The 23032-nt window shown below is 61.3% G+C and carries 17 protein-coding genes and 2 tRNA genes; 11 read left to right on the top strand and 8 right to left on the bottom strand.

Annotated features, from left to right (window positions below; all coding sequences use genetic code 11):
- Nucleotides 1-103: 103 nt before the first annotated feature.
- The 4 genes from ACVWZT_RS11540 to ACVWZT_RS11555 form a co-directional block, all read right to left on the bottom strand.
- Nucleotides 104-1669 carry an ABC transporter permease gene (locus ACVWZT_RS11540; RefSeq protein WP_457469409.1) on the bottom strand — a complete coding sequence of 522 codons (1566 nt, stop codon included), beginning with the start codon at nt 1667-1669 and terminating at the stop codon, nt 104-106.
- Nucleotides 1669-2682: an extracellular solute-binding protein gene (locus tag ACVWZT_RS11545; RefSeq protein ID WP_457469411.1), complete on the bottom strand. Its 1014-nt coding sequence runs from the start codon at nt 2680-2682 to the stop codon at nt 1669-1671. Before ACVWZT_RS11545 ends, ACVWZT_RS11540 begins: the two co-directional genes overlap by 1 nt.
- A 239-nt stretch (nt 2683-2921) precedes the next feature.
- Nucleotides 2922-3008, bottom strand: a tRNA-Leu gene (locus ACVWZT_RS11550).
- An 88-nt stretch (nt 3009-3096) separates the two neighbouring features.
- Nucleotides 3097-3183, bottom strand: a tRNA-Leu gene (locus ACVWZT_RS11555).
- Nucleotides 3184-3454: 271 nt separating this feature from the next.
- On the opposite strand from ACVWZT_RS11555, the gene rnr reads away from it, so the two are divergent.
- The 8 genes from rnr to ACVWZT_RS11595 all read left to right on the top strand — a co-directional run bounded on the left by rnr (nt 3455) and on the right by ACVWZT_RS11595 (nt 13005).
- Entirely contained in the window at nt 3455-6031 is a 2577-nt protein-coding gene (gene rnr, locus ACVWZT_RS11560) for a ribonuclease R (protein ID WP_296233913.1), read from the top strand.
- Nucleotides 6028-6774, top strand: coding sequence for a 23S rRNA (guanosine(2251)-2'-O)-methyltransferase RlmB (gene rlmB, locus ACVWZT_RS11565; RefSeq protein WP_170033004.1), 747 nt, complete (start codon nt 6028-6030; stop codon nt 6772-6774). The genes rnr and rlmB overlap by 4 nt, the downstream gene beginning before the upstream one ends.
- A gap of 246 nt (nt 6775-7020) precedes the next feature.
- Nucleotides 7021-7446 carry a 30S ribosomal protein S6 gene (gene rpsF / locus ACVWZT_RS11570; RefSeq protein WP_013974420.1) on the top strand — a complete coding sequence of 142 codons (426 nt, stop codon included), beginning with the start codon at nt 7021-7023 and terminating at the stop codon, nt 7444-7446.
- Between the two features lie 28 nt (nt 7447-7474).
- Nucleotides 7475-7705, top strand: coding sequence for a 30S ribosomal protein S18 (gene rpsR / locus ACVWZT_RS11575; RefSeq protein ID WP_003249563.1), 231 nt, complete (start codon nt 7475-7477; stop codon nt 7703-7705).
- Between the two features lie 33 nt (nt 7706-7738).
- Complete coding sequence (locus tag ACVWZT_RS11580; protein ID WP_457469413.1) at nt 7739-8602, top strand: hypothetical protein; 864 nt, start codon at nt 7739-7741, stop codon at nt 8600-8602.
- 20 nt (nt 8603-8622) lie between these two features.
- Entirely contained in the window at nt 8623-9069 is a 447-nt protein-coding gene (gene rplI / locus ACVWZT_RS11585) for a 50S ribosomal protein L9 (RefSeq protein WP_003249568.1), read from the top strand.
- A gap of 113 nt (nt 9070-9182) precedes the next feature.
- A complete protein-coding gene (dnaB, locus tag ACVWZT_RS11590) occupies nt 9183-10580 on the top strand; it encodes a replicative DNA helicase (protein WP_170033000.1) in 1398 nt (465 codons plus the stop codon).
- A 127-nt stretch (nt 10581-10707) separates the two neighbouring features.
- Nucleotides 10708-13005, top strand: coding sequence for a YgiQ family radical SAM protein (locus tag ACVWZT_RS11595; RefSeq protein ID WP_457469415.1), 2298 nt, complete (start codon nt 10708-10710; stop codon nt 13003-13005).
- An 8-nt stretch (nt 13006-13013) separates the two neighbouring features.
- Here ACVWZT_RS11595 and ACVWZT_RS11600 read toward each other — a convergent pair whose 3' ends face one another.
- Complete coding sequence (locus ACVWZT_RS11600; RefSeq protein WP_457469417.1) at nt 13014-13442, bottom strand: hypothetical protein; 429 nt, start codon at nt 13440-13442, stop codon at nt 13014-13016.
- 166 nt (nt 13443-13608) lie between these two features.
- Nucleotides 13609-17202: a hypothetical protein gene (locus ACVWZT_RS11605; protein WP_457469418.1), complete on the bottom strand. Its 3594-nt coding sequence runs from the start codon at nt 17200-17202 to the stop codon at nt 13609-13611.
- A gap of 501 nt (nt 17203-17703) precedes the next feature.
- Here ACVWZT_RS11605 and azu point away from each other — a divergent pair.
- Nucleotides 17704-18153: an azurin gene (azu, locus tag ACVWZT_RS11610; protein ID WP_289133704.1), complete on the top strand. Its 450-nt coding sequence runs from the start codon at nt 17704-17706 to the stop codon at nt 18151-18153.
- Nucleotides 18154-18264: 111 nt separating this feature from the next.
- Here azu and nadE read toward each other — a convergent pair whose 3' ends face one another.
- Nucleotides 18265-19092, bottom strand: a complete 828-nt coding sequence (gene nadE / locus ACVWZT_RS11615) for an ammonia-dependent NAD(+) synthetase (protein ID WP_296233925.1) — start codon at nt 19090-19092, stop codon at nt 18265-18267.
- A gap of 3 nt (nt 19093-19095) precedes the next feature.
- The gene (gene pncB, locus ACVWZT_RS11620; protein WP_296233927.1) at nt 19096-20301 is read right to left on the bottom strand and encodes a nicotinate phosphoribosyltransferase; all 1206 of its coding nucleotides are present in this window, start codon (nt 20299-20301) and stop codon (nt 19096-19098) included.
- A 524-nt stretch (nt 20302-20825) separates the two neighbouring features.
- On the opposite strand from pncB, the gene ACVWZT_RS11625 reads away from it, so the two are divergent.
- Both ACVWZT_RS11625 and ACVWZT_RS11630 read left to right on the top strand, forming a co-directional pair.
- A complete protein-coding gene (locus ACVWZT_RS11625) occupies nt 20826-21962 on the top strand; it encodes a branched-chain amino acid ABC transporter substrate-binding protein (protein ID WP_289133707.1) in 1137 nt (378 codons plus the stop codon).
- Nucleotides 21963-22116: 154 nt separating this feature from the next.
- The gene (locus tag ACVWZT_RS11630) at nt 22117-23031 is read left to right on the top strand and encodes an ABC transporter permease subunit (protein ID WP_013974411.1); all 915 of its coding nucleotides are present in this window, start codon (nt 22117-22119) and stop codon (nt 23029-23031) included.
- Nucleotide 23032: the final 1 nt, after the last annotated feature.

Here is a 23032-nt window from a genome sequence, read left to right on the forward strand (position 1 = left end):
GGCTCTACATCCTGCCGGCCGGCAAGGCTCACGGGCCTATCGTGCGGCGCATGCCATGTAACATCGCCTGACGGCCTCTTCGCGGGCAAGCCCGCGAAGCAGGTTACGCCTTGTTCAGATACATCCGCGTAGTCAGCAGGTAGACCGGCAACCCTGACACCACGATCAGCAGTGCCGCATAAGGCGCTGCTGCCGCGAACTCGACGTTGGCGGTATGTGCCCAAACCTCGGTGGCCAAGGTGGTCATGCCGGTAGGGCTGAGCAGCAATGTCGCGGTCAATTCTTTCATGGCATCCAGAAACACCAGCGCAAAGGCCGCTGCCATGGCCGGGAAGATGATCGGCAAGGTCACCCGGCAGAACGCGGCAAAGCTGTTCGCGCCCAGGGTGCGTGCGGCTTCCTCCAGTGTCGGCGAAGCCTTGTTCAGCGCAGTACGCACAGGCGACTGGGCCAGTGGCAGGAACAGCAGCGCGTAGGCGAGCAACAACAAGGCCGTGGTCTGGTAAAGCGCCGGTACATAGTGCAGGGCGAAGAACACCAGGGTCAGGGCGATCACCAGGCCGGGCAGGGCGTGCAGCAGGTACGGCAGGCGTTCGGCCCAGATCGCCAGGCGCCCTTTGTAGCGCACCACCAGGAAGCTGATCGGCAGCGCCAGCAGCACGCAGAAGCCCGCGCCGCCAAGCGAAACCGACAGCGAGGTGACCAGCGCCTTGGAGATGGCTGCCACCGGAAATGCCGCCGATGAGCCCACGCTCAGCCAGTAGCCGAGCATGGCCAGCGGAATGCCGCTGCCAAGTACCGCCAGGGCGACACAGAACAGCTGCGCCAGTACGCCCCAGCCGCGTAGCCGCACCAGCTGTGCGCGGCGTGCCACGCCCTGGCCGATGCGCACGTGGCGGGCCTTGCCGCGAACGCGCAATTCCAGCCACAGCATCACCAGGCACAGCGCCAGCAGTACTGCCGACAGCATGGCCGCATTGGCATTGCTGAACTCCAGTTCGAACTGCTGGTAGATCGCCGTAGTGAAGGTCTGCAGGCCGAGGATCGACAGCGCGCCGAACTCCACCAGCATGTGCAAGGCAATCAGCAGTGCGCCGCCGAGCATCGACGGCCAAAGCAGCGGCAGGGTGACCTTGACGAACACGCCCCAGCGGCTGCAACCCAAGGTGCGCGCCGACTCCTCCAGCGAGGTGTCAAGGTTGCGCAGGGTTGCGGCCACCGGCAGGAATACCAACGGATACTTGGACAGGGCCATGACCATGATCGCCCCGCCCAGGCCTTCGAAATCCGAGCTCAACGACACCCAGGTGAAGCTGCTGACGAACGACGGCACGGCAAAAGGCAGGCACAGCACCACACCCCACAGCCGGCGGCCGGCCAGGTTGCTGCGCTCCAGCAGCCAGGCCAGGGCCAGGCCGGCCACCAGGCAGGCCAGCGTTACCCCGACCATCAGCATCAGGGTGTTGCGCATCAACCCCCAGACAAACGGCCGCCACAGCAGGTGCAACGCCTCGCGCCAGCCGGCTTCCCAGGCTTTGGTGGCGACATACAGCAGCGGCAGCAAGCTCATCGCCACCAGGAACAGCACAGGCAGCACCACCCAGATGGAGGGGCGCTTGCGGCGCGGTACGAAGCGTACCGGCACCGGCTCGGACAGGGCGGCAGTCATCAGAGCAGACCGACCTCGCGTTCAAGCTCGATGGCTTCCTCGGCATTGCCCAGGTCCGCAGGCGAAATCTTCGGCGGGCGCAGCTCTTCGAACGGTTTCAGGCCGCGGTCGGAAACCATGCCCTTGTGCAGCGGGTACTCGGCGGTGGTCTGGGTGATCACGCGCTGGCCTTCTTCGCTAGCCATCCAGTTGAGCAGGGCCTGGGCTTCCTTCGGGTGCTTGCTGGCCTTGACCGCTGCTGCACCGGAGATGGTTACCAGGTTGCCGGCATCGCCATCGGCCAGGTAGTACAACCTGGAATCGAGCTTGCCGCGCTCGCGTTCCAGGGCGTACCAGTAATAGTTGTTCACCAGCACCGCAGCGACTTCGCCTTTTTCCACGGCCTTCAGGGCGACCATGTTGTTGGTGTAGGTCTTGCCGAAGGCTTTCAGGCCCGTCAACCATTCTTCGGTGGCTTCACGCCCGTGCAGCTTCAGGATGGCCACAGCCTGCTCCTGGAACGCGCCGCTGGTAGGCACATAGCCGACGCGGCCGTCCCATTCAGGGCCGGCAAAATCCATGACAGTGGTTGGCAGGTCTTTCTCGTCGATCTTCTTCGGGTTGTACACGACGACGCGGGTGCGTGCCGTGACGCCCATCCAGGTGCCGTTGGCGCCAACGTACTCCTTGGGAAGCATGTTCAGCGTGGCATCGTCGATCTTGGTCAGCAGGCCCAGCTCGCCCAGGTTGTTCAGGGGCGGAGACTCTTCGGTGTAGATGATATCGGCCGGCGAGCGTTCGCCTTCCTCGATGATCTGGCTGGCCAGCTGGTTGCTGCTGCCCTTGCGGATATTGATGTGGATACCGGTCTTGGCCTCGTAGGCCTTGGCGATGGCTTCGCCGATTTCCTTGTGCTGGCCGTTGTACATGGTCAGGGTGACCGGTGCATCTGCCATGGCGGCCGGAGCGCCGATGACCAGGCTCAGCACGGCGGCGGCCAAGGTACGCATCAGCGGTTGCGGGCGGATCGTCATGCGGGTACTTCCTCGCTTACGGCTACATATTTGGAAACAATGGTAAACGAAATCGTTTCTCAAGTGGCCGGATGAGGATAAATTCATGGGCAGACTTTGGGCGGGGCCGGTAGATCTTCGCTGATAGGCGGGCTTTGCAGGGTGAGGTAGAACGCCGGAGCTAATTAGGCGAGCGAGAAGGGCGATACAAAAAATCGCAGGCAAGAAAAAACCCACTAGCAAGCTAGTGGGTTTTTGTATGGTGCCCAGGAGAAGACTCGAACTTCCACGACCGTTAAGTCACTGATACCTGAAACCAGCGCGTCTACCAATTCCGCCACCTGGGCAAAGCTTTACATCATCTGCAGAAGGCGACTATCGTTCGCTTTCACACAGTAGTAACAGATCCTTGGTCATCTGTTACTTGAAAATATTTGGTGCCCAGGAGAAGACTCGAACTTCCACGGCCGTTAAGCCACTGATACCTGAAACCAGCGCGTCTACCAATTCCGCCACCTGGGCACACATTCGAGATTAAAAGATGCTTTACAGCGTCGTTCATCTCTACTACAACTTCGGGGTTGTCCGTCGTTGTGGTGCGCACTATACGGACGGTCCGGGGGGCTGTAAACCCCCTGAGCAAAAAAAATTTCAAAAAATTCAACTTGTTGATTCCGCAGGCCTATTCCTGTCCGCACGAGGTGCCGGTGGGGCTGTCCAAGCCTGACATTTCCGGTTTCAATACGCCTATGCCAGAATTCCTATCTATATACCCCAAGGTGAACCCCTTCTGATGGCCGATTGGCAATCCCTCGATCCCGAGGCCGCTCGCGAAGCGGAAAAATACGACAACCCCATTCCCAGCCGTGAGCTGATCCTGCAGCGCCTCGCCGACCGCGGCGAACCGGCCGCGCGCGAGGAGCTGGCGGCCGAGTTCGGTCTTCATGACGAAGACCAGATCGAAGCCCTGCGCCGCCGCCTGCGTGCCATGGAGCGTGACGGCCAGCTTATCTATACCCGGCGCGGCACTTATGCCCCGGTAGACAAGCTGGACCTGATCTGCGGCCGCGTCTCTGGCCACCGTGACGGCTTCGGCTTCCTGATCCCGGATGACGGCAGCGAAGACCTGTTCCTCAGCCCGGCGCAGATGCGCCTGGTGTTCGACGGTGACCGCGGCCTGGCCCGCGTGTCTGGTGTCGACCGCCGTGGCCGGCGCGAAGGCGTGCTGGTCGAGATCATTTCCCGTGCCCACGAAAGCGTGGTCGGCCGTTACTTCGAAGAAGGCGGCATTGGCTACGTGACCCCGGACAACCCCAAGATCCAGCAGGAAGTGCTGGTGACCGCCGGGCGCAATGGTGGGGCGAAGATCGGCCAGTTCGTCGAAATCAGGATCACCCACTGGCCAACCCCGCGCTTCCAGCCGCAAGGCGACGTTGTCGAAGTCATCGGCAACTACATGGCGCCGGGCATGGAAATCGACGTGGCCCTGCGCAGCTACGACATCCCGCACGTCTGGCCCAAGGAAGTGATCAAGGAAGCGCGCAAGTTCCGCTCCGAAGTCGAAGAGAAGGACAAGGAGAAGCGGGTCGACCTGCGCCACCTGCCGTTCGTCACCATTGACGGCGAGGATGCCCGCGACTTCGACGACGCCGTGTATTGCGAGCCGCTGGGCAAGCTGCGGCTGTTCTCCGGCGGCTGGCGCCTGTATGTGGCGATCGCCGATGTGTCCAGCTATGTGCGCCTGGGTTCGGCCCTGGACGTCGAGGCGCAGCAGCGCGGTAACTCGGTATACTTCCCCGAGCGCGTGGTGCCGATGCTCCCCGAGGAGCTGTCCAACGGCCTGTGCTCGCTGAACCCGCATGTCGATCGTCTGGCCATGGTCTGTGAAATGACCATGAACAAGGCCGGCCAGATGGTCGACTACCAGTTCTACGAAGGTGTCATCCACTCCCACGCCCGCCTGACCTACAACAAGGTCAGCAGCATGCTCGAGCACTCCCGCACCCGTGAGGGCAAGGCGTTGCGCGAGGAGTACAAGGCAGTGGTGCCGGACCTGAAGAACCTGTACAACCTGTACAAGGTACTGGTGGCCGCACGCCACACCCGTGGTGCGATCGACTTCGAAACCCAGGAAACCCGCATCATCTTCGGCGACGAGCGCAAGATCGCGGAAATCCGCCCGACCGTGCGCAACGACGCCCACAAGCTGATCGAGGAGTGCATGCTGGCGGCGAACGTGGCTACCGCCGAATTCCTGCAGAAGCATGGCGTGCCTGCGTTGTACCGCGTGCACGACGGCCCGCCGCCGGAGCGGCTGGAAAAGCTGCGCGCCTTCCTCGGCGAGCTGGGCCTGACCTTGCACAAGGGCAAGGACCCGTCGCCGAAGGATTACCAGGCCCTGCTGGCAAGCATCGCCGGGCGTCCGGACTACCACCTGATCCAGACCGTGATGCTGCGCTCGCTGAGCCAGGCGGTATACAGCACCGAAAACAACGGCCACTTCGGGCTGAACTACGAGGCGTACACCCACTTTACCTCGCCCATTCGCCGTTATCCGGACCTGCTGGTGCACCGCGCCATCCGCAGCATCATCCGCTCCCGGGTCGATACACCGCACGTCAAGCGTGCCGGTGCCATGAGCATTCCCAAGGCACGTATCTACCCGTACGACGAGAATACGCTCGAGCAACTCGGCGAGCAGTGCTCGATGACCGAACGCCGGGCCGACGAAGCCACCCGTGACGTGGTCAACTGGCTCAAGTGCGAGTTCATGAAAGACCGCGTGGGCGAGACCTTCCCGGGCGTGATCACCGCAGTGACCGGGTTCGGCCTGTTCGTCGAGCTGACCGACATCTATGTAGAAGGCCTGGTGCACGTGAGTGCGCTGCCGGGTGACTACTACCACTTCGATCCGGTGCACCACCGCCTGTCCGGCGAACGCACAGGACGCAGCTTCCGCCTGGGTGACACGATCGAAGTCAAGGTGATGCGCGTCGACCTCGATGAGCGCAAGATCGACTTCGAAGTGTCGGAAAACACCCTTGCCGCGCCGATCGGCCGCAAGCAGCGTGGCGCCGCGCCGGCTGCCGGCCAGGGCGAGCCGGCACCGGTCGAGGCCAAGGCCACGCCCAAGCCACGCAGCCGCAAGAGCGAGACTGCCGAGGCATACTTCCCGAAAGACGCCGTGCAGCGTAACGCCGAAGTGCGCAAGAGCCGGGAAATGAAGAAGGCGCTGATGAGCGAGGCGCGTAGCAGCGGCCATGCCGGCAGCAAGTCGGACAAGGGTGGCAAGTCCTCTGGCAAGCCGACCAAGCACCGAAAAGGCCCGCCGAAGTCCGGCGCACCACGCAAGAGCAAGAACAAGTCATGAGTCAGTTGGAAAAGATCTACGGCGTGCACGCCGTGCAGGCGTTGCTGCAACACCATCCGAAGCGGGTCAAGCAGATCTGGCTGTCGGAGGGGCGCAGCGAGCCGCGCATCCAGGCGTTGCTGGCGCTGGCCGCAGAAAACCGCGTGGCGGTTGGCCAGGCCGAGCGTCGTGAGCTGGATGCCTGGGTCGAAGGCGTGCACCAGGGCGTGGTTGCCGAGGTGAGCCCGAGCCAGGTGTGGGGCGAGTTGATGCTCGAGGAGCTGCTCGAGCGCAGCGAAACGCCGCCGCTGATCCTGGTGCTCGACGGCGTCACCGACCCGCATAACCTGGGTGCCTGCCTGCGTACCGCCGATGCGGCCGGTGCCACGGCGGTGATCGTGCCCAAGGACAAGTCTGCAACCCTGACCCCGGTGGTGCGCAAGGTGGCTTGCGGTGCGGCGGAAGTGATCCCGCTGGTGGCCGTGACCAACCTGGCGCGCACCCTGGAGAAGTTGCAGCAGCGTGGCCTGTGGGTGGTCGGTACTGCTGGTGAAGCCGAGCAGGAGATCTACCAGCAGGACCTGACCGGGCCCCTGGTGATGATCATGGGGGCGGAAGGCAAGGGTATGCGCCGGCTGACCCGTGAACATTGCGATTTCCTGGTGAAGCTGCCCATGGCCGGTAGCGTCAGCAGCCTGAACGTCTCGGTGGCGACCGGGGTCTGCCTGTTCGAGGCCGTGCGCCAGCGTCAGGCCAAACGCTGATCCTTGGCCGGCGCCGGCTTCTTCGCAGGTAAACTCGCGAAGAAGCCCGTGCGGGGGCAAAGTGTTTCCGGCTGTTCAAATAATCGCCAATTTCCTTGCTTGTGTGTCCCGCCTTCTCTACAATTGCGCCCCTTGCCGAGCTGGCAGGTGCGCATGTGCCTCTACTCCCTGGCAAGACACACCAGTGTCATTCACTCCTTGTCTGACCAGATCCACTGGCAGACTACTAACCCGTAAGGAGCATTCATGCGTCATTACGAAATCATCTTCCTGGTTCACCCGGACCAGAGCGAGCAAGTCGGCGGCATGGTTGAGCGTTACACCAAGCTGATCGAAGAAGATGGTGGCAAGATCCACCGCCTGGAAGACTGGGGCCGTCGTCAGCTGGCCTACGCAATCAACAATGTTCACAAGGCTCACTACGTGATGCTGAACGTTGAGTGCACCGGCAAGGCCCTGGCCGAGCTGGAAGACAACTTCCGCTACAACGATGCCGTTATCCGTAACCTGGTCATCCGTCGCGACGAAGCCGTTACCGGCCAGTCCGAGATGCTGAAGGCTGAAGAAAACCGCAGCGAGCGCCGTGAGCGTCGTGAGCGTCCTGAGCATGCTGAATCCGCCGACGGCGACGACAGCAATGACAGCGACTCCAGCGATAACGCTGACGAGTAATCCACGGACCTTTAGAGGAGCCTATTAAATGGCACGTTTCTTCCGTCGTCGTAAATTCTGCCGCTTCACTGCTGAAGACGTGAAAGAGATCGACTTCAAAGATCTCAACACCCTGAAAGCTTACGTATCCGAAACCGGCAAGATCGTTCCAAGCCGTATCACCGGTACCAAAGCTCGTTATCAGCGTCAGCTGGCTACCGCTATCAAGCGCGCCCGCTTCCTGGCCCTGCTGCCCTACACCGACAGCCACGGCCGCTGAGACCGGGTCGTCGACAAGCAGTAAGGGATTAGCATGCGAGCGTTAGCAAGTTTCATCATGCGCGGTCGTGTGCAGGCCACCCTGGTGGTGGTCATCAGTGCGGTATTGCCGCTGCTGTTCTGGTTGAGTGCCGCTGCCGGCAGCCTGGTGCTGCTGCGGCGTGGGTTCAAGGATGCTACTACGGTCATCGCCGGCGGCCTGCTGGCCGGGCTGGCCGTGTGGGGCATGGGCGATCCGATCACCTTCCTGGTGATCGCGGGTGCCCTGGGCCTGGCTGCGCTGCTGCGCGCCGAGCATCCCTGGAGCCGGGTGTTGGTGGTCAGTGCCGTGTTCGCCGTGGCTTTCAGCCTCGTGCTCGATCTGGCGCTGGCGCAAACCTTCGACGGGTTGGCCAAGGCGTTTGCCGAAGCCATGCCGAAAATCGAAGGGCAACCGGTGCTTTCCGGTGAGCTGATCCGCCCTGTGCTGGTCGCTTCCACAGCAGTGACGGTGCAATTGTTCAGCGTGTTGGCCCTGGTGCTGGCGCGCTACTGGCAGGCAGCGTTGTACAACCCTGGAGGCTTCGGACGCGAGTTTCGCGCCCTGAAGTTGCCGAAACAGACCATGGCGGTCTTGGTGGCAGTGATGGTGGTGGCCCCGTTCATCGGGCCGCAGTTCATCGTCCTGGCATCGGCCTCGAGCCTGGTACTGGTGCTGGCCGGCATCGCCTTGATGCATGGGCTGGTGGCGCAGGGCCGACTGGCCGGTTTCTGGCTGGTGGGGATGTACGTGACGTTGCCGCTGATCATGCAGCTGATGTATCCGTTGCTGGTGGTCTTGGCCATTGTCGACAGCCTGATTGATTTTCGCGGTCGCAAGTCCCCCAAGGGGAATGACTCCGCGAACGGTGAAGGTTAAAAGTTAAGAGGTTTTACCAAATGGAACTGATCCTGCTGGAAAAAGTCGCTAACCTGGGCAACCTGGGCGACAAAGTAAAGGTTAAGGCTGGTTACGGCCGTAACTTCCTGCTGCCATTCGGCAAGGCCACCGTTGCCAACGCCGCCAACCTGGCTGCGTTCGAAGAGCGTCGTGCCGAGCTGGAAAAAGCAGCCGCTGACAAGAAAGCTTCGGCTGAAAGCCGCGCTGCCCAACTGGCCGAGCTGGAAGTGACCATCACTGCCACCGCTGGCGACGAAGGCAAGCTGTTCGGTTCGATCGGCACCCACGACATCGCTGACGCCCTGACCGCCTCCGGCGTTGAAGTGGCCAAGGCTGAAGTTCGTCTGCCGAACGGCACCATCCGTCAGGTTGGCGAATACGACGTAGCCGTGCACCTGCACAGCGACGTTGAAGCCACCGTACGTGTGGTCGTCGTAGCTGCCTAAGCTGCGCTGACTGGCTGGCTCCTCGTGAGCCGGGCGGTTAACATCGGGCACGGTCCTGTTTTCGACAGGCCGTGCCCTTTGTCTTTTTCATCCTCAAGAATTCTTTCGTGGCCATGAACGAGATCACCACCCCCGAACAGCTTGACCTGCAAACCGCAGCCCTGAAGGTGCCGCCGCATTCCATCGAGGCCGAACAGGCCGTGCTCGGTGGCCTGATGCTGGATAACAACGCCTGGGAGCGGGTACTGGACCAGGTATCGGACGGAGATTTCTACCGGCATGACCACCGCCTGATCTTCCGTGCGGTGCACAAGCTGGCGGACGCCAACCAGCCCTTCGACGTGGTCACGCTGCATGAGCAGCTCGACAAGGAAGGGTTGTCCTCGCAAGTCGGTGGCCTGGCCTACCTGGCCGAACTGGCGAAGAACACCCCGTCGGTGGCCAACATCAAGGCCTACGCCGCGATCATTCGCGAGCGTGCCACCCTGCGTCAGCTGATCAGCATCAGTACCGATATCGCCGACAACGCATTCAACCCGCAAGGGCGCAATGCCGAAGAGATTCTCGACGATGCCGAGCGGCAGATCTTCCAGATCGCCGAGGCGCGGCCGAAAACCGGCGGCCCGGTAGGGGTCAACGAACTGTTGACCATGGCCATCGACCGTATCGATACGCTGTTCAACTCCGACAGCGACATCACCGGTGTTTCCACCGGCTTCACCGACCTCGACGAGAAAACCAGCGGCCTGCAGCCGGCCGACCTGATCATCGTTGCCGGCCGTCCGTCGATGGGCAAGACCACGTTCGCCATGAACCTGGTGGAAAACGCCGTACTGCGTACCGACAAGGCGGTGCTGGTGTTCTCGCTCGAGATGCCAGGTGAATCGCTGATCATGCGTATGCTCTCCTCGCTGGGCCGTATCGACCAGACCAAAGTGCGTTCCGGCCAGCTGGACGATGACGACTGGCCGCGCCTGACCTCGGCCGTGAACCTGCTCAACGACCGCAAGCTGTTCATCGACGACACCGCCGGTATCAGCCCTTCGGAAATGCGCGCGCGCACCCGGCGCCTGGCTCGTGAACACGGCGAAATCGCCATGATCATGGTCGACTACCTGCAGCTGATGCAGATCCCTGGTTCGGCCGGTGACAACCGTACCAACGAAATCTCCGAGATTTCCCGCTCGCTCAAGGCCCTGGCCAAGGAGTTCAACTGCCCGGTGATTGCCCTGTCGCAGCTGAACCGCTCCCTGGAACAGCGGCCGAACAAACGCCCGGTGAACTCCGACTTGCGTGAATCCGGTGCGATCGAGCAAGACGCCGACGTGATCATGTTCGTCTACCGCGACGAGGTGTATCACCCCGAGACCGAGCACAAGGGCGTGGCGGAAATCATCATCGGTAAGCAGCGTAACGGCCCCATCGGCTTCGTGCGCCTGGCGTTCATCGGCAAGTACACCCGCTTCGAGAACCTTGCGCCGGGCATGTACAACTTCGACGACGACGAATAACGGGCGGGTGCAGGAGCGGCGTTGTTTATCGGTATGCATGAATCCGACAACCATCGTCGGATTTGGTCAAAATTTGTGCTATATTCCGCGCCCGCGATTTTCCTGCACACCAGAACCGGTCACTGACATGCAAGCAGCCAAACCACTCTACGACTATCCCAAGTACTGGGCCGAATGTTTCGGGCCAGCACCTTTCCTGCCCATGAGCAGGGAGGAGATGGATCTGCTCGGCTGGGATTCCTGCGACATCATCATCGTGACCGGCGATGCCTACGTCGACCACCCATCGTTCGGCATGGCCATCATCGGCCGCCTGTTGGAGGCCCAAGGCTTCCGCGTGGGCATCATCGCCCAGCCGAACTGGCAGTCGAAAGACGACTTCATGAAGCTCGGCGAGCCGAACCTGTTCTTCGGCGTGGCTGCGGGCAACATGGACTCGATGATCAACCGCTACACCGCGGACAAGAAGATCCGTTCCGACGACGCCTACACCCCCGGCGGCCTGGCCGGCAAGCGCCCGGACCGCGCCAGCCTGGTCTACAGCCAGCGCTGCAAGGAAGCCTACAAGCACGTGCCGATCGTGCTGGGCGGCATCGAAGCGTCGCTGCGCCGGATCGCCCACTATGATTACTGGCAGGACAAGGTGCGCCATTCGATCCTGATCGACGCCAGCGCCGACATCCTGTTGTTCGGCAACGCCGAGCGCGCAGTGGTTGAAGTGGCTCAGCGCCTGGCCAGCGGCGAGAAGATCGAAAGCATCACCGACGTGCGCGGTACTGCCTTCGTGCGCCGCGATACTCCCGCAGGCTGGTACGAGATCGATTCCACGCGCATCGACCGCCCGGGCCGCGTGGACAAGATCATCAACCCGTACGTGAACACCCAGGACACCCAGGCCTGCGCCATCGAGCAGGCCAAGGGCGAGGTGGAAGACCCGAACGAAGCCAAGGTGGTGCAGATTCTCGACAGCCCGCGCATGACCCGCGACAAGTCGGTTATCCGCCTGCCGTCGTTCGAGAAGGTGCGTAACGACCCGGTGCTGTATGCCCACGCCAACCGTGTTCTGCACCTGGAAACCAACCCCGGCAACGCCCGCGCCCTGGTGCAAAAGCATGGCGAAGTGGATGTGTGGTTCAACCCGCCACCCATTCCCATGACCACCGAGGAAATGGACTACGTGTTCGGCATGCCGTACGCTCGCGTGCCGCACCCGGCCTATGGCAAGGAGCGCATCCCGGCCTACGAGATGATCCGTTTCTCGGTGAACATCATGCGCGGCTGCTTCGGTGGCTGCACCTTCTGCTCGATCACCGAGCACGAAGGCCGCATCATCCAGAACCGTTCGCACGAGTCGATCCTGCACGAGATCGAGGAGATGCGCGACAAGGTGCCGGGCTTCACCGGCGTGGTTTCCGACCTGGGCGGCCCGACCGCCAACATGTACCGCATCGCCTGCAAAAGTCCTGACATCGAGAAGCACTGCCGCAAGCCGTCGTGCGTGTTCCCGGGCATCTGCGAGAACCTCAACACCGACCACAGCTCGCTGATCGAGCTGTACCGCAAGGCACGTGCCCTGCCGGGGGTGAAGAAGATCCTGATCGCCTCGGGCCTGCGCTACGACCTGGCCGTGGAGTCGCCGGAGTATGTCAAGGAACTGGTCACCCACCACGTCGGCGGTTACCTGAAGATTGCCCCGGAGCACACCGAGCGTGGCCCTCTGGACAAGATGATGAAACCGGGCATCGGTACCTATGACCGCTTCAAGCGCATGTTCGAGAAGTTCTCGAAAGAGGCGGGCAAGGAGCAATACCTGATCCCGTATTTCATCGCCGCGCACCCGGGCACCACCGACGAAGACATGATGAACCTGGCGCTGTGGCTGAAGAGCAACGGCTTCCGCGCCGACCAGGTGCAGGCTTTCTATCCGTCGCCGATGGCCTCGGCCACGGCCATGTACCACTCGGGCAAGAACCCGCTGCGCAAGGTGACCTACAAAAGCGAAGGCGTGGAGATCGTCAAGAGCGAGGAGCAGCGCCGCCTGCACAAGGCATTTCTGCGCTACCACGACCCGAAAGGCTGGCCGATGTTGCGTGAAGCGTTGCAGCGCATGGGCCGCGCCGACCTGATCGGGCCGGGCAAGCACCAGCTGATCCCGCTGCACCAGCCGCAGACCGACAGCTACCAGAGCGCGCGCCGCAAGAACTCGACCCCGGCAGGTAGCCACAAGGTGGGCAAGGAGCAGAAGATCCTCACCCAGCACACCGGCCTGCCGCCGCGCGGCAGCGATGGCAGCAAGCCATGGGACAAGCGCGAGAAGGCCAAGGCCGAGGCGTTTGCACGTAACCAGCAGGCGGCCAAGGAGCGCAAGGAAGCGGGCAAGGGCGGCAAGGGCAAGAAGCCGCGCCAGCCCGTGATCCCGCGCTGATCAATGGTTCAGTGCGTATTCGGCAAGCCTTCGAACACCCGGAGGTTGCCGTTGCGCATCAGGCTCTGCAACTTGAACAGCACTTCGGTGCACGAGGGGCAGACGGGCAGTTTCGAGTACAAGGTTGCTGAACTGATGGTCTCGAAGTCGATCCCTTCGGTCTTGAGCCTTTCCAGAATGTGGTTTTCCGAATCACGCATCCTGGGGTTCGGCCTGCTTTCGATGAACTTCCACGGCGTCGACGTATCGGGAAGCGCAAATGAGGGCTTGCGCCTTCTCAGCTCCCCGCGGGTCGGTTGCGCATCGATATAGCGAGTACCGTCCGGGCTGACCGCGACATTGCCCTCTCTTCGCCAGGCGGAAAAGCTTGGCGAGCCCGCCCCTTTGATGAACCGCGTAAGCTTCGTTTCGAACCCTCTGCCTGCTTGTCCCGACACGCTGAAATACACCGTGGATGTGGCGGGCGTGGTATTGAAGGTGACTTTCAGGTAAGCCAGGTTCTGTTGATTGGCAATGGCCCTGACGACTGCGGGTTGGGTTATCAGGTCGATGTCGTAGTGTCGCCGCGGGCTGAGAATCCGATTGAGCTGGGTGGCAATGTCACTAAGGTCCGAGTGGGCTGTGCTTTGGCTGACCGTGCTCCATGACTGGGCTGCAGTTCAGGCGCAGTTGAGTGAAGTGGCAAAACAGCGCAGCCTGTGCCGCCGTGGTGCCCATGTCGAAATGGTTGCTCATGAACGCATCGAACTGAGGCAGGCCACGATAATTCGCCAGGTGTTGGGTGACTTTCGCGAGCTGCGCGTTCAGTTTTTCCGCGCTCAGCGGAAGGATCTTCACATGGGCGTCGTAACTGCCAGCGTAGATCAAGGCGAGAGTGTCGTTCTCACCGGGGGATGCCGGGATGGGGCGGTTTGGGCGGAACTTCGCAAGCGTTACCGCGCCATCGCCCGGGCTCCAGCGTCCGCTGTAGTAAACGCCGGGGTCAACACGGGTCACCAGGAATGTGACGCCATCCGAGCGGCGGGGGGCGAGCACCGCAGAGAGCGTGTGGCTTTCGCTGAAACCTGTGTAAATACCGCCCCGGATCTTGATTGCCTTGAACACCTCGTTGCCGCCGAGTACCTCTACTTCGAGGGTGGGTTTGTACTGGTCATAGCCTAGCGCCGTTTTTATCGGTACCGGTGTCGAGTTTTGAAGCTGCCATAGCTTGCGGTCGTGAACGTACTTGTGGTTGCGCGTTTGTACTGTCCGTTTGTCGAACCACGGCACGACATCACGGCCTGAAGTATGCTCGCGGGGAAACGTTTCGCTGCCAATTAGGCAGACAGTCCTGCGACGTCCCCCGCGCAGGCGGCGACAGTGGGACAGGTTCGCCAGCGGTTTCTGAATTTGTAGCGAGGCGGGGTCTACTCGCTGTAGTTGCATGTCGACCCGTTTGTATAACAAGTCGTTGGACTCCAGAAAGAGATCGTCCCCCCAGCGTACCCACTGCTTGGACAGATCTGGCAATGAATCGACGATCTGCGCTGTTGCGCCACTGCCATCGATCGGCAGCACTTCGGGCGGCCTCAGGCTCAGGCTGCCGAAATCATCGATTTCCACGAGCCTTGGCCCGTAGGGCCTGGCTGTGTGAAGGTCGACCAGATAACGGGCAGAGGCGCTCTCGTGGCCTGAGTGCACCCATTGGGTGACAACCCTGGGTTGCTGTTCTACGCGGCGTAATTGGTAACCAGGCTGTTTTCCCGGGTAATCGCCTGCAAGGGTGGGTTTTACCCGCGTCATGCCGGCACTGTAGTTCTTCACCCTGTCCAATGTTTTCCTGACGGTTTTTACGGCGGTACGCAGTTGACGAAGTGCGCTTGCCGTCAAGCGCAGGATTTTCGGCCCAGCGCTGGCCGACAGGTATACCAGTCCATAAAACGGGATGACCACGCCTGCGATGTTGTGGCTGGCGACGACCGACAGTCGAGTGAATGAGCGCGTGAGGGCGGGCACGGCCAGGCGTGCGCTGATATAGGCTGCACGAACGCCGGAGTTGGAGCGGATGATGATGGTACGCAAGGCAACGGTGTGCAGTTGCTGCAGGGCGACACGGCTGAGGGAGCCAATTTGTCTCAAAGGCGTTCCAATCGTGATCAGGTCCAGCAGGCTGGTTCCGATGCCATGACGTATCAGCCCGGGCCGGTCTTCCCTGACTCCCTGGATGATGTCCTCGACGGGCTTCCAGAATGGGATGAACGCCTTGAGCAAGGTGTATAGCCGATTTGGCGCCTCACTGTCGGACATACCCTTGGCCTGCTGACGAAGGCTGGCTGTGTTTGCCAGGAAGTGAGTTTTGCAGGCCAGGAAGGCGAAACGTTCGAGCAGGTGCTGGAAGGAATAGCGGCTGCCCGGGATGTGAGCGATACGTTGGATGATGACGCTGGATTTCTGCCCGCTTCGCGGCAGTGCCAAGCCCTCATAGGCATCCCAGTCCAGCGCCTGGCGAGTGCCTGAGTGCCAGCCAGGGTGGCTGTTCGAGCCTAACGGGTTGCCGTGGAACGGCGCGGGATAGTGGATCTGGCCCCCTTCACTGAATTCGAACTCGCCACGCCGAATAATTTCCCCCGCCAGTGGGAACACTTCGTAGCAACGCCGCTTGCCTGCCTTGACCACACGTAGCAGCAACCCGGCGCGACCGACCAGGTGGCTGGTGCCAGCTGTCTCGTCATAGCTGACCGTTCGCCCACTCGCCACCCTCACCTGAAACAGTTCAAGCTCAGCCTGGTCAATGAAATGGCGCTCTGAGACGGGCAACTGGGCGAGCAGCTCCGTGAGCTGCCACTTCAGCGCAGTTTCAAAACTGGCGAGCCATGTGTCGAAATCCTTCTCGAACTTGGCGCTGATGTCCGGCAGGCCGAGTGATCCCAGGCTTCGGCTGTTCAATGGGTTCCAGGTCGCGAAATCGCCGGAGGTATAGACCTCCCAGGCCGGACGAGAGCGGTTTCGGTCCCAAGTGACAAAGCCTCCGGCGCCTTTGATGGGCTCCGTCGGATAGCACGGTGTGTCCGGGGCGACGCCATACTTGAGTAATTCGGCCTTGGCCATCTCGAAACGCACAGGCATGGGGGTGGCAAGCGCGGTATTGCTGCCGATCAACTGTGCCTGGTAAGCATTGAAGTCGACATGCGCCTGCTTCACATCGGCGTCACTGAACGTCTCTGTCGGTGAGAAGGAAATCTTGCCGTTGGCCATTGCCCATTCCAGCACTGGCTGCGCGGTCGCGCTCTCGTACAGGGTGACAAAGTCATCCGGATGACGCTTTTTCAACGTGTTGGGCAGCAACAGGATTTCAGTACTGGACCTGCGTCGTGTGTCGCCTGGACTGAGCAGCTCGCTGAGGTTCACGGCACTCTGGAAATGAACCCACCATGCACTGCTGCGATAAACCATCTCGCCCGGCAGGTCGCTGATCTGGAATGCTGCCGGGAAACGGGGCATGAGCAGATAGCGCGCAAGCGGCAGGTGGCCACGATATGTCAGTGAACCAGCGCTGAGCAGATGCTGGTCCAGCGCGCTGAAAATCTCGTCGATGGTCATGCCTGCATGGTTGGCATCGGTGAAATTGAAGCCCAGCAGGTTGTTGTCCGGGTCCAGGGCCAAGGCCAGGCAGTGGCGCAACAGTTTCAGCCAAAGAATAGGGGACTGGGGTTCGCTGGCGTCCGAGCCCAACCACTGCAAGGTTTTCTGGACGCGGGCCACGAGATTGCGCATGCACGGCGCTTGTTCGGCATCGGCCAGCAACGTAGCCGGCTGGTGGAACCTGTCTTGAATATTCGCTTCCTTGGCCCAGGCTTCAAAAATGGTATCGAACAGAATGCCCTCGCCCGGTTCGAACGCTGTGACCATCTCGGCCACAATCAGTCGGTTCTGGTCGATGCTCAACAGTGGGTGAGCCTCGGCACTATGGCGGATGAGGTGGTCGAGCAGCAGTTCCTGCAGCTTGATCAGGTGCACGTGCAACGCCTGCAGCGCCGTTGCCGAGGTAGGTATGGGCTGGCCTATCTGCCCGAGTGCGTTTACGGCCCATTGCTGCCTGCTGAAGTCATCCGGCGACTGTAGTGTCGTACAGTACTCGCGCAGGCGTGCGATATTGTCGAGTCTCGGGGTGTTCCACGCGGCGTAGGGTGGAGTGAAGGGAGGCGTGATAGTGTTCATGGCTGAAACCTGAAGCTGGTGGTGCTTCAAGTTCAGCAATGGTCAGCCGGCTTGGTGTGTTAGTTATTCATGCAATTGCCCAGGCCCGGTTCGTGTTGCACCCATGTTGGCAGCGCCGGCGACTGGATCCGTGCCATTGCGTCCAGTAATTCATCGGGCTGCTGCGCCAGCAGCATCGCCCGATGTAAGCCCATGCCCTACAATCCAGGGCAGGTTTCACTCCGGACGGGAGAATTCGCAGATCGCACCCGTCGCGCCATGGGCGTAGGCCGCAAGCAGGCTGTTCATCAGGCTACCAAGGGTCATTTCGTATTGCTCCTAAATGAGAGGTTGTCCCATCGTCCAGTAAAAGGGCATGATGTGCTCTTGAATTGGTTGTATACAATCGATTGAACAATTCTACTAGCCGGCCGCTTGACAGCCCCTTGACCCACATCAGCAAGGGGCGCAACGGTTTCAGGCAGTCTCGCAATTGATAAAACCCTGCCAAGGAGATTCATGATGTTTGCGAAAGCTGTAGCGGTATCCCTGCTGACCCTCGCCAGCGCCTCTGTCTTCGCAGCCGAGTGCTCGGTGACTGTCGACTCGACCGACCAGATGTCCTACAACACCAAGGAAATCACCGTCGACAAGAGCTGCAAGGAATTCACTGTCAAACTCACCCACTCCGGTAGCCTGGCGAAGAACGTCATGGGTCACAACCTGGTAATCAGCAAGACTGCCGACATGCAGGGGATTGCCACCGAAGGCATGAGCCAAGGCCTGGACAAGGACTACATCAAGGCAGACAACGCCGCGATCATCGCCCACACCAAGATGATCGGCGCGCCTGAAAAAGAAACCGAAGTGAAGTTCGACACCAGCAAACTGGAAGCCGGTGGCGACTACAGCTTCTTCTGCACCTTCCCGGGCCACATCTCGATGATGAAGGGCAAGGTCGTCGTCAAGTAATCAAAGCCTGACGGTGAACCCTGTGGGAGCGGGTTCACCCGCGAATGCGTCGGTGGCTTTACCATCGTATTCGCGGGTGAACCCGCTCCCACAGGTCTTTCTACAGCCTGATCAAGGGGCGAACGGCAGTTCGCGCTTGTGCTGGGTCTTGCGGTAGGTGGCGACGATGATGTCGAACGCTTCCTGGTCAACCGGCTGCCCATGCAGGAAGGCATCGATCTGCTGGTAGGTCACGCCATGTGAGGCTTCGTCCGGCTTGCCCGGGGCCAGGTCTTCCAGGTCCGCAGTCGGCACCTTCTCCACCAGTGATTCCGGCGCACCAAAGCTGCGCGCAATCGCCCGTACCTGGTTTTTCACCAGCCCGCTCAGCGGCGCCAGGTCGCAGGCCCCATCACCGAACTTGGTAAAGAAGCCCATCACCGCTTCGGCAGCGTGGTCGGTACCGATCACCAGGCCCCCGCGTGCACCGGCCAAGGTGTACTGGGCGACCATGCGGGTGCGCGCCTTGACGTTACCGACGACGAAATCCACCAAGGTCGGCGAACCGTTCTTCAGTTCCTCTACTTCGCCAGCCAGGGCTTTTACCGCCGGGGCGATATCGATGGTGTGTACTTCATCGGCCTTGATCACTTCCAGGCAGGCCTGGGCGTCATGCTCGTCATGCTGGACATGGTAAGGCAGGCGCACCGCGATGAAGGTATAGGCCTTGTCACCGGTCTCGGCACGCAGCTCGTTGATGGCACGTTGGGCGAGCAGGGCGGCGGCCAGCGAGTCGACGCCGCCGCTGATGCCCAGCACCAGGGTCTTGAGCCGGGCATTGGCCAGGCAATCCTTTATAAACGCCACGCGCCGGGCCACTTCGGCGTCGAGCGCGGCGGCGTCGGCGAACGGCGGCTGAACCTTCAGCGCCTGGGCAATCTCTTGCTGAACCGCTTGCATGGGTTACTCCTTGCTGGGGACTTTGAATACGTGGCGCATATAGGCGACGAAGTTGTCGTCGCGGCATTGGGTCTTGGCGGCTTCATCGGAAATCTTCGCCACTGGCGCGCCATTGCAGTCGGTCATTTTAAGCACGATGCTCATCGGCGCCACGCCCGGGATGTCGCAGGTGAGGTTGGTGCCGATGCCAAAGCTCACGTTGATGCGACCGCGCAGCGCGCGGAAGATTTCCAGAGAACGGGTCAGGTTGAGACCGTCGGAGAACACCAGGGTCTTGGTCATCGGGTCGATCCCCAGTTTCTGGTAATGAGCGATGGCCTTTTCTGCCCAGGCCACTGGTTCGCCGGAGTCATGCCGCAAACCGTCGAACAGCTTGGCGAAGTACAGGTCGAAATCACCGAGGAAGGCATCCATGGTGATGCAGTCGGTCAGGGCGATGCCGAGCAGGCCACGGTACTCGCGCACCCAGCAGTCCAGCGCGGCGATCTGGCTGTCGATCAGGCGCGGGCCGAGTTGCTGGTGGGCCATGATCCATTCATGGGCCATGGTGCCCAGCGGCTTGATATCCAGTTTCCATGCCAGGTCGACGTTGCTGGTGCCGACGAAACGGGCCGGGAAGTCGTCGCGCAGCACGCGCACCACCTCTTCCTGCACGCGGCTGGAAAAGCGTCGGCGGGTGCCGAAGTCGGCCACTTGCAGCTCGGCCAGTTCATCGGCGCTGGCATGTGCGCGCAGCCAGTCGAACTTGCGGTATAGCTGGTCGCGCGCTTCGGCCAGACGCATGCGAGGGTGCAGGTGGCGGTTGCGCACTTCGCTGATCATCGCCAGCAGCGGCACTTCGAAAAGGATCACATGCAGCCACGGGCCTTTCAGGCGCAGGAACAGCTGGTTGTCTTCTATCCCCAGGCGCACGTAACGCAGGTTGAAGCGGAACAGGCGCAGAAAGCGCAGGAAGTCGGGTTTGAGGAAGCTGATGCGTTCGAGAAAGGCCAGCTGGCCGTCGTCCAGGGTAAGGTCGCTGAGCTTTTCCAGCTGGTTGCGGATCTCGCCGAGATAGGGGCGAAGGTCTTCGCCGTTGCGGCAGCGGAATTCCCATTCGACGTCGGCGTCCGGGTAGTTGTGCAACACGCCCTGCATCATCGTAAGTTTGTAGAAGTCGGTGTCGAGCAGGTTGTGCACGATGCGCTCGGCAAATGCGCTCTCGCTCATCAAGGGGGCTCCGGAAGCGGCGAATGGCGGACATTGTGCCAGCCTTTTGCGCCTTGTTGTGGCTGCGCCAGCCTCTTTGCGGGCCCCGGTCGCTACCACAGGTACCTCACAACGGCGCTATTGAACTTGTTCACGTGCCAGCGGGCGTGCCCGCGAAGAGGCCGGAACAGCCAAAACAGCGTGTGTTTCGGTGCGCTCGCCAGCCTTGAAACGGTGCCGCCTGTAGCAGTCGCGCACCAGCAGTGTGCAGTTCGGTGACGTCCGCTGTTACAGGCCGGTTGCACGTAAACACTTGCCATGGTTGCAATGATGGCACTCGACGGTTGCTCCTTGTCTGTACGTGTGGTGGCGCCCGCAGCGCGGCAGACGGTTGCACGCTCAATAAAGAAAAGGACGCCGGTCGCCTGCAGACGCCCCCTGTGGTGTGTTTTCCCGCAAGACAAAACCGATGGCACGGCCCTTGCTCGGAGCACAGAGCTGAGAAGTTGTAGTGCCAACCAAAAAAACTCTAGGAGCACCACCTCATGTCGCAGACGTTTTACAAGAAAGGTTTCCTGGCTCTGGCCGTAGCTACGGCACTGGGTGTTTCTTCGTATGTTCAGGCCGACGTCAAGATCGGTGTAGCAGGCCCGATGACCGGGGCCAACGCAGCGTTTGGCGAGCAGTACATGAAAGGTGCGCAGGCAGCGGCCGACAAGATCAACGCCGCCGGCGGCGTGAACGGCGAGAAGATCGTCCTGGTCAAGGGCGATGACGCCTGCGAACCGAAGCAGGCCGTGGCTGTGGCCAACCGTCTGGTCGACCAGGACAAGGTGATCGGCGTGGTCGGTCACTTCTGTTCCTCCAATACCATCCCGGCTTCCGAGGTATACGACGAAGCTGGCGTCATCGCCATCACCCCAGGCTCTACCAACCCGCAGGTGACCGAGCGTGGCCTTTCCGCCATGTTCCGCATGTGCGGGCGTGACGACCAGCAGGGCATCGTCGCCGGCGACTACATTGTCGACGTGCTCAAGGGCAAGAAGGTCGCGGTGCTGCACGACAAGGACACCTACGGCCAGGGCCTGGCCGACGCGACCAAGGCGCAGCTGGAGAAACGCGGTGTCAAGCCGGTGCTGTACGAAGGCCTGACCCGTGGCGAGAAAGACTTCAGCGCCGTTGTCACCAAGATCCGCTCCACCGGTGCCGACGTGGTGTACTTCGGTGGCCTGCACCCGGAAGCCGGCCCGCTGGTGCGCCAGCTGCGCGAGCAGGGCCTGAAGGACGTCAAGTTCATGTCTGACGACGGCATCGTCACCGACGAGCTGGTGTCCACCGCAGGCGGCGCGCAGTACGTCGATGGCGTGTACATGACCTTCGGTGCCGACCCGCGCCTGCTGCCGGACAGCAAGGCGGTGGTGGAGGAATTCCGCAAGAACGGCACCGAGCCTGAAGGCTACACCCTGTACGCCTACGCCTCGCTGCAGGCCCTGGCCGCTGCGTTCAACGGCGCCAAGTCGAACAAGGGCGAAGACGCTGCCGAGTGGCTCAAGGCCAACCCGGTGCAGACCGTCATGGGCGAGAAGAAGTGGGACAAGAAGGGTGACCTGACCGTGTCCGACTACGTGGTCTACCAGTGGGATGCCCAAGGCAAGTACCACCAGCTGGAAAAACAAAAATAACAACGGCCCACGGCCCGGGTTCACCCCCGGGCCCAAGCCCCGCGGTACCTGTCTTTATCCGTAGATCTGCACAGTACTGCGCTGCGAGGGCCGCCTAGTCCCAAGGCCCGCCGTGGACGGCGCTCGTGCAATCTCAATCAGGTGAGATTGCGTTATGGATGGTATTTTCCTGCAGCAACTGGTCAACGGCCTGACCCTCGGGTCGGTCTATGGCCTGATCGCCATCGGCTACACAATGGTCTATGGCATTATCGGCATGATCAACTTCGCGCACGGCGAGGTGTACATGATTTCCGCGTACCTCGCGGCAATCAGCCTGGCATTGCTGGCTTACTTCGGTATCGAGTCGTTTCCCCTGCTGATGCTGGGCACCCTGTTGTTCACCATCGTCGTCACCGGTGTGTACGGCTTCACCATCGAACGCATCGCCTACAAACCCCTGCGCAACTCCACCCGCCTGGCACCGCTGATCAGTGCCATCGGCATTTCGCTGATCCTGCAGAACTACGCGCAGATCAGCCAGGGCGCCCGCCAGCAAGGCGTGCCGACCCTGCTCGAAGGTGCCTGGCGCGTCGAAGTTGGCACCGGCTTCGTGCAGCTGACCTACACCAAGATCTTCATCCTGGTGGCCGCCTTCGTGGGCATGGGCCTGCTCACCTACGTGATCAAGTACACCAAGCTCGGCCGTATGTGCCGGGCTACCCAGCAAGACCGCAAGATGGCCTCGATCCTCGGCATCAACACTGACCGGGTGATCTCCTACGTGTTCGTCATCGGTGCGGTGATGGCCGCCCTGGCCGGCGTGCTGATCACCATGAACTACGGCACCTTCGACTTCTATGCCGGCTTCATCATCGGTATCAAAGCCTTCACCGCCGCGGTGCTCGGCGGGATCGGCTCGCTGCCTGGCGCCATGCTCGGCGGGATCATCCTGGGTATTTCCGAGTCGCTGTTCTCTGGCCTGATCAACTCCGACTACAAGGATGTGTTCAGCTTCTCGCTGCTGGTGATGATCCTTATCTTCCGCCCGCAAGGCCTGCTGGGTCGCCCGCTCGTGGCTAAGGTGTGAA

This window comes from Pseudomonas sp. TE21394, assembly GCF_054057835.1.

Coding starts and splice junctions, on each gene's coding strand:
- ACVWZT_RS11540 (WP_457469409.1), bottom strand. CDS start 1,669: ATGACTGCCGCCCTGTCCGAGCCGGTGCCGGTACGCTTCGTACCGCGC.
- ACVWZT_RS11545 (WP_457469411.1), bottom strand. CDS start 2,682: ATGACGATCCGCCCGCAACCGCTGATGCGTACCTTGGCCGCCGCCGTG.
- rnr (WP_296233913.1), top strand. CDS start 3,455: ATGGCCGATTGGCAATCCCTCGATCCCGAGGCCGCTCGCGAAGCGGAA.
- rlmB (WP_170033004.1), top strand. CDS start 6,028: ATGAGTCAGTTGGAAAAGATCTACGGCGTGCACGCCGTGCAGGCGTTG.
- rpsF (WP_013974420.1), top strand. CDS start 7,021: ATGCGTCATTACGAAATCATCTTCCTGGTTCACCCGGACCAGAGCGAG.
- rpsR (WP_003249563.1), top strand. CDS start 7,475: ATGGCACGTTTCTTCCGTCGTCGTAAATTCTGCCGCTTCACTGCTGAA.
- ACVWZT_RS11580 (WP_457469413.1), top strand. CDS start 7,739: ATGCGAGCGTTAGCAAGTTTCATCATGCGCGGTCGTGTGCAGGCCACC.
- rplI (WP_003249568.1), top strand. CDS start 8,623: ATGGAACTGATCCTGCTGGAAAAAGTCGCTAACCTGGGCAACCTGGGC.
- dnaB (WP_170033000.1), top strand. CDS start 9,183: ATGAACGAGATCACCACCCCCGAACAGCTTGACCTGCAAACCGCAGCC.
- ACVWZT_RS11595 (WP_457469415.1), top strand. CDS start 10,708: ATGCAAGCAGCCAAACCACTCTACGACTATCCCAAGTACTGGGCCGAA.
- ACVWZT_RS11605 (WP_457469418.1), bottom strand. CDS start 17,202: ATGAACACTATCACGCCTCCCTTCACTCCACCCTACGCCGCGTGGAAC.
- azu (WP_289133704.1), top strand. CDS start 17,704: ATGTTTGCGAAAGCTGTAGCGGTATCCCTGCTGACCCTCGCCAGCGCC.
- nadE (WP_296233925.1), bottom strand. CDS start 19,092: ATGCAAGCGGTTCAGCAAGAGATTGCCCAGGCGCTGAAGGTTCAGCCG.
- pncB (WP_296233927.1), bottom strand. CDS start 20,301: ATGAGCGAGAGCGCATTTGCCGAGCGCATCGTGCACAACCTGCTCGAC.
- ACVWZT_RS11625 (WP_289133707.1), top strand. CDS start 20,826: ATGTCGCAGACGTTTTACAAGAAAGGTTTCCTGGCTCTGGCCGTAGCT.
- ACVWZT_RS11630 (WP_013974411.1), top strand. CDS start 22,117: ATGGATGGTATTTTCCTGCAGCAACTGGTCAACGGCCTGACCCTCGGG.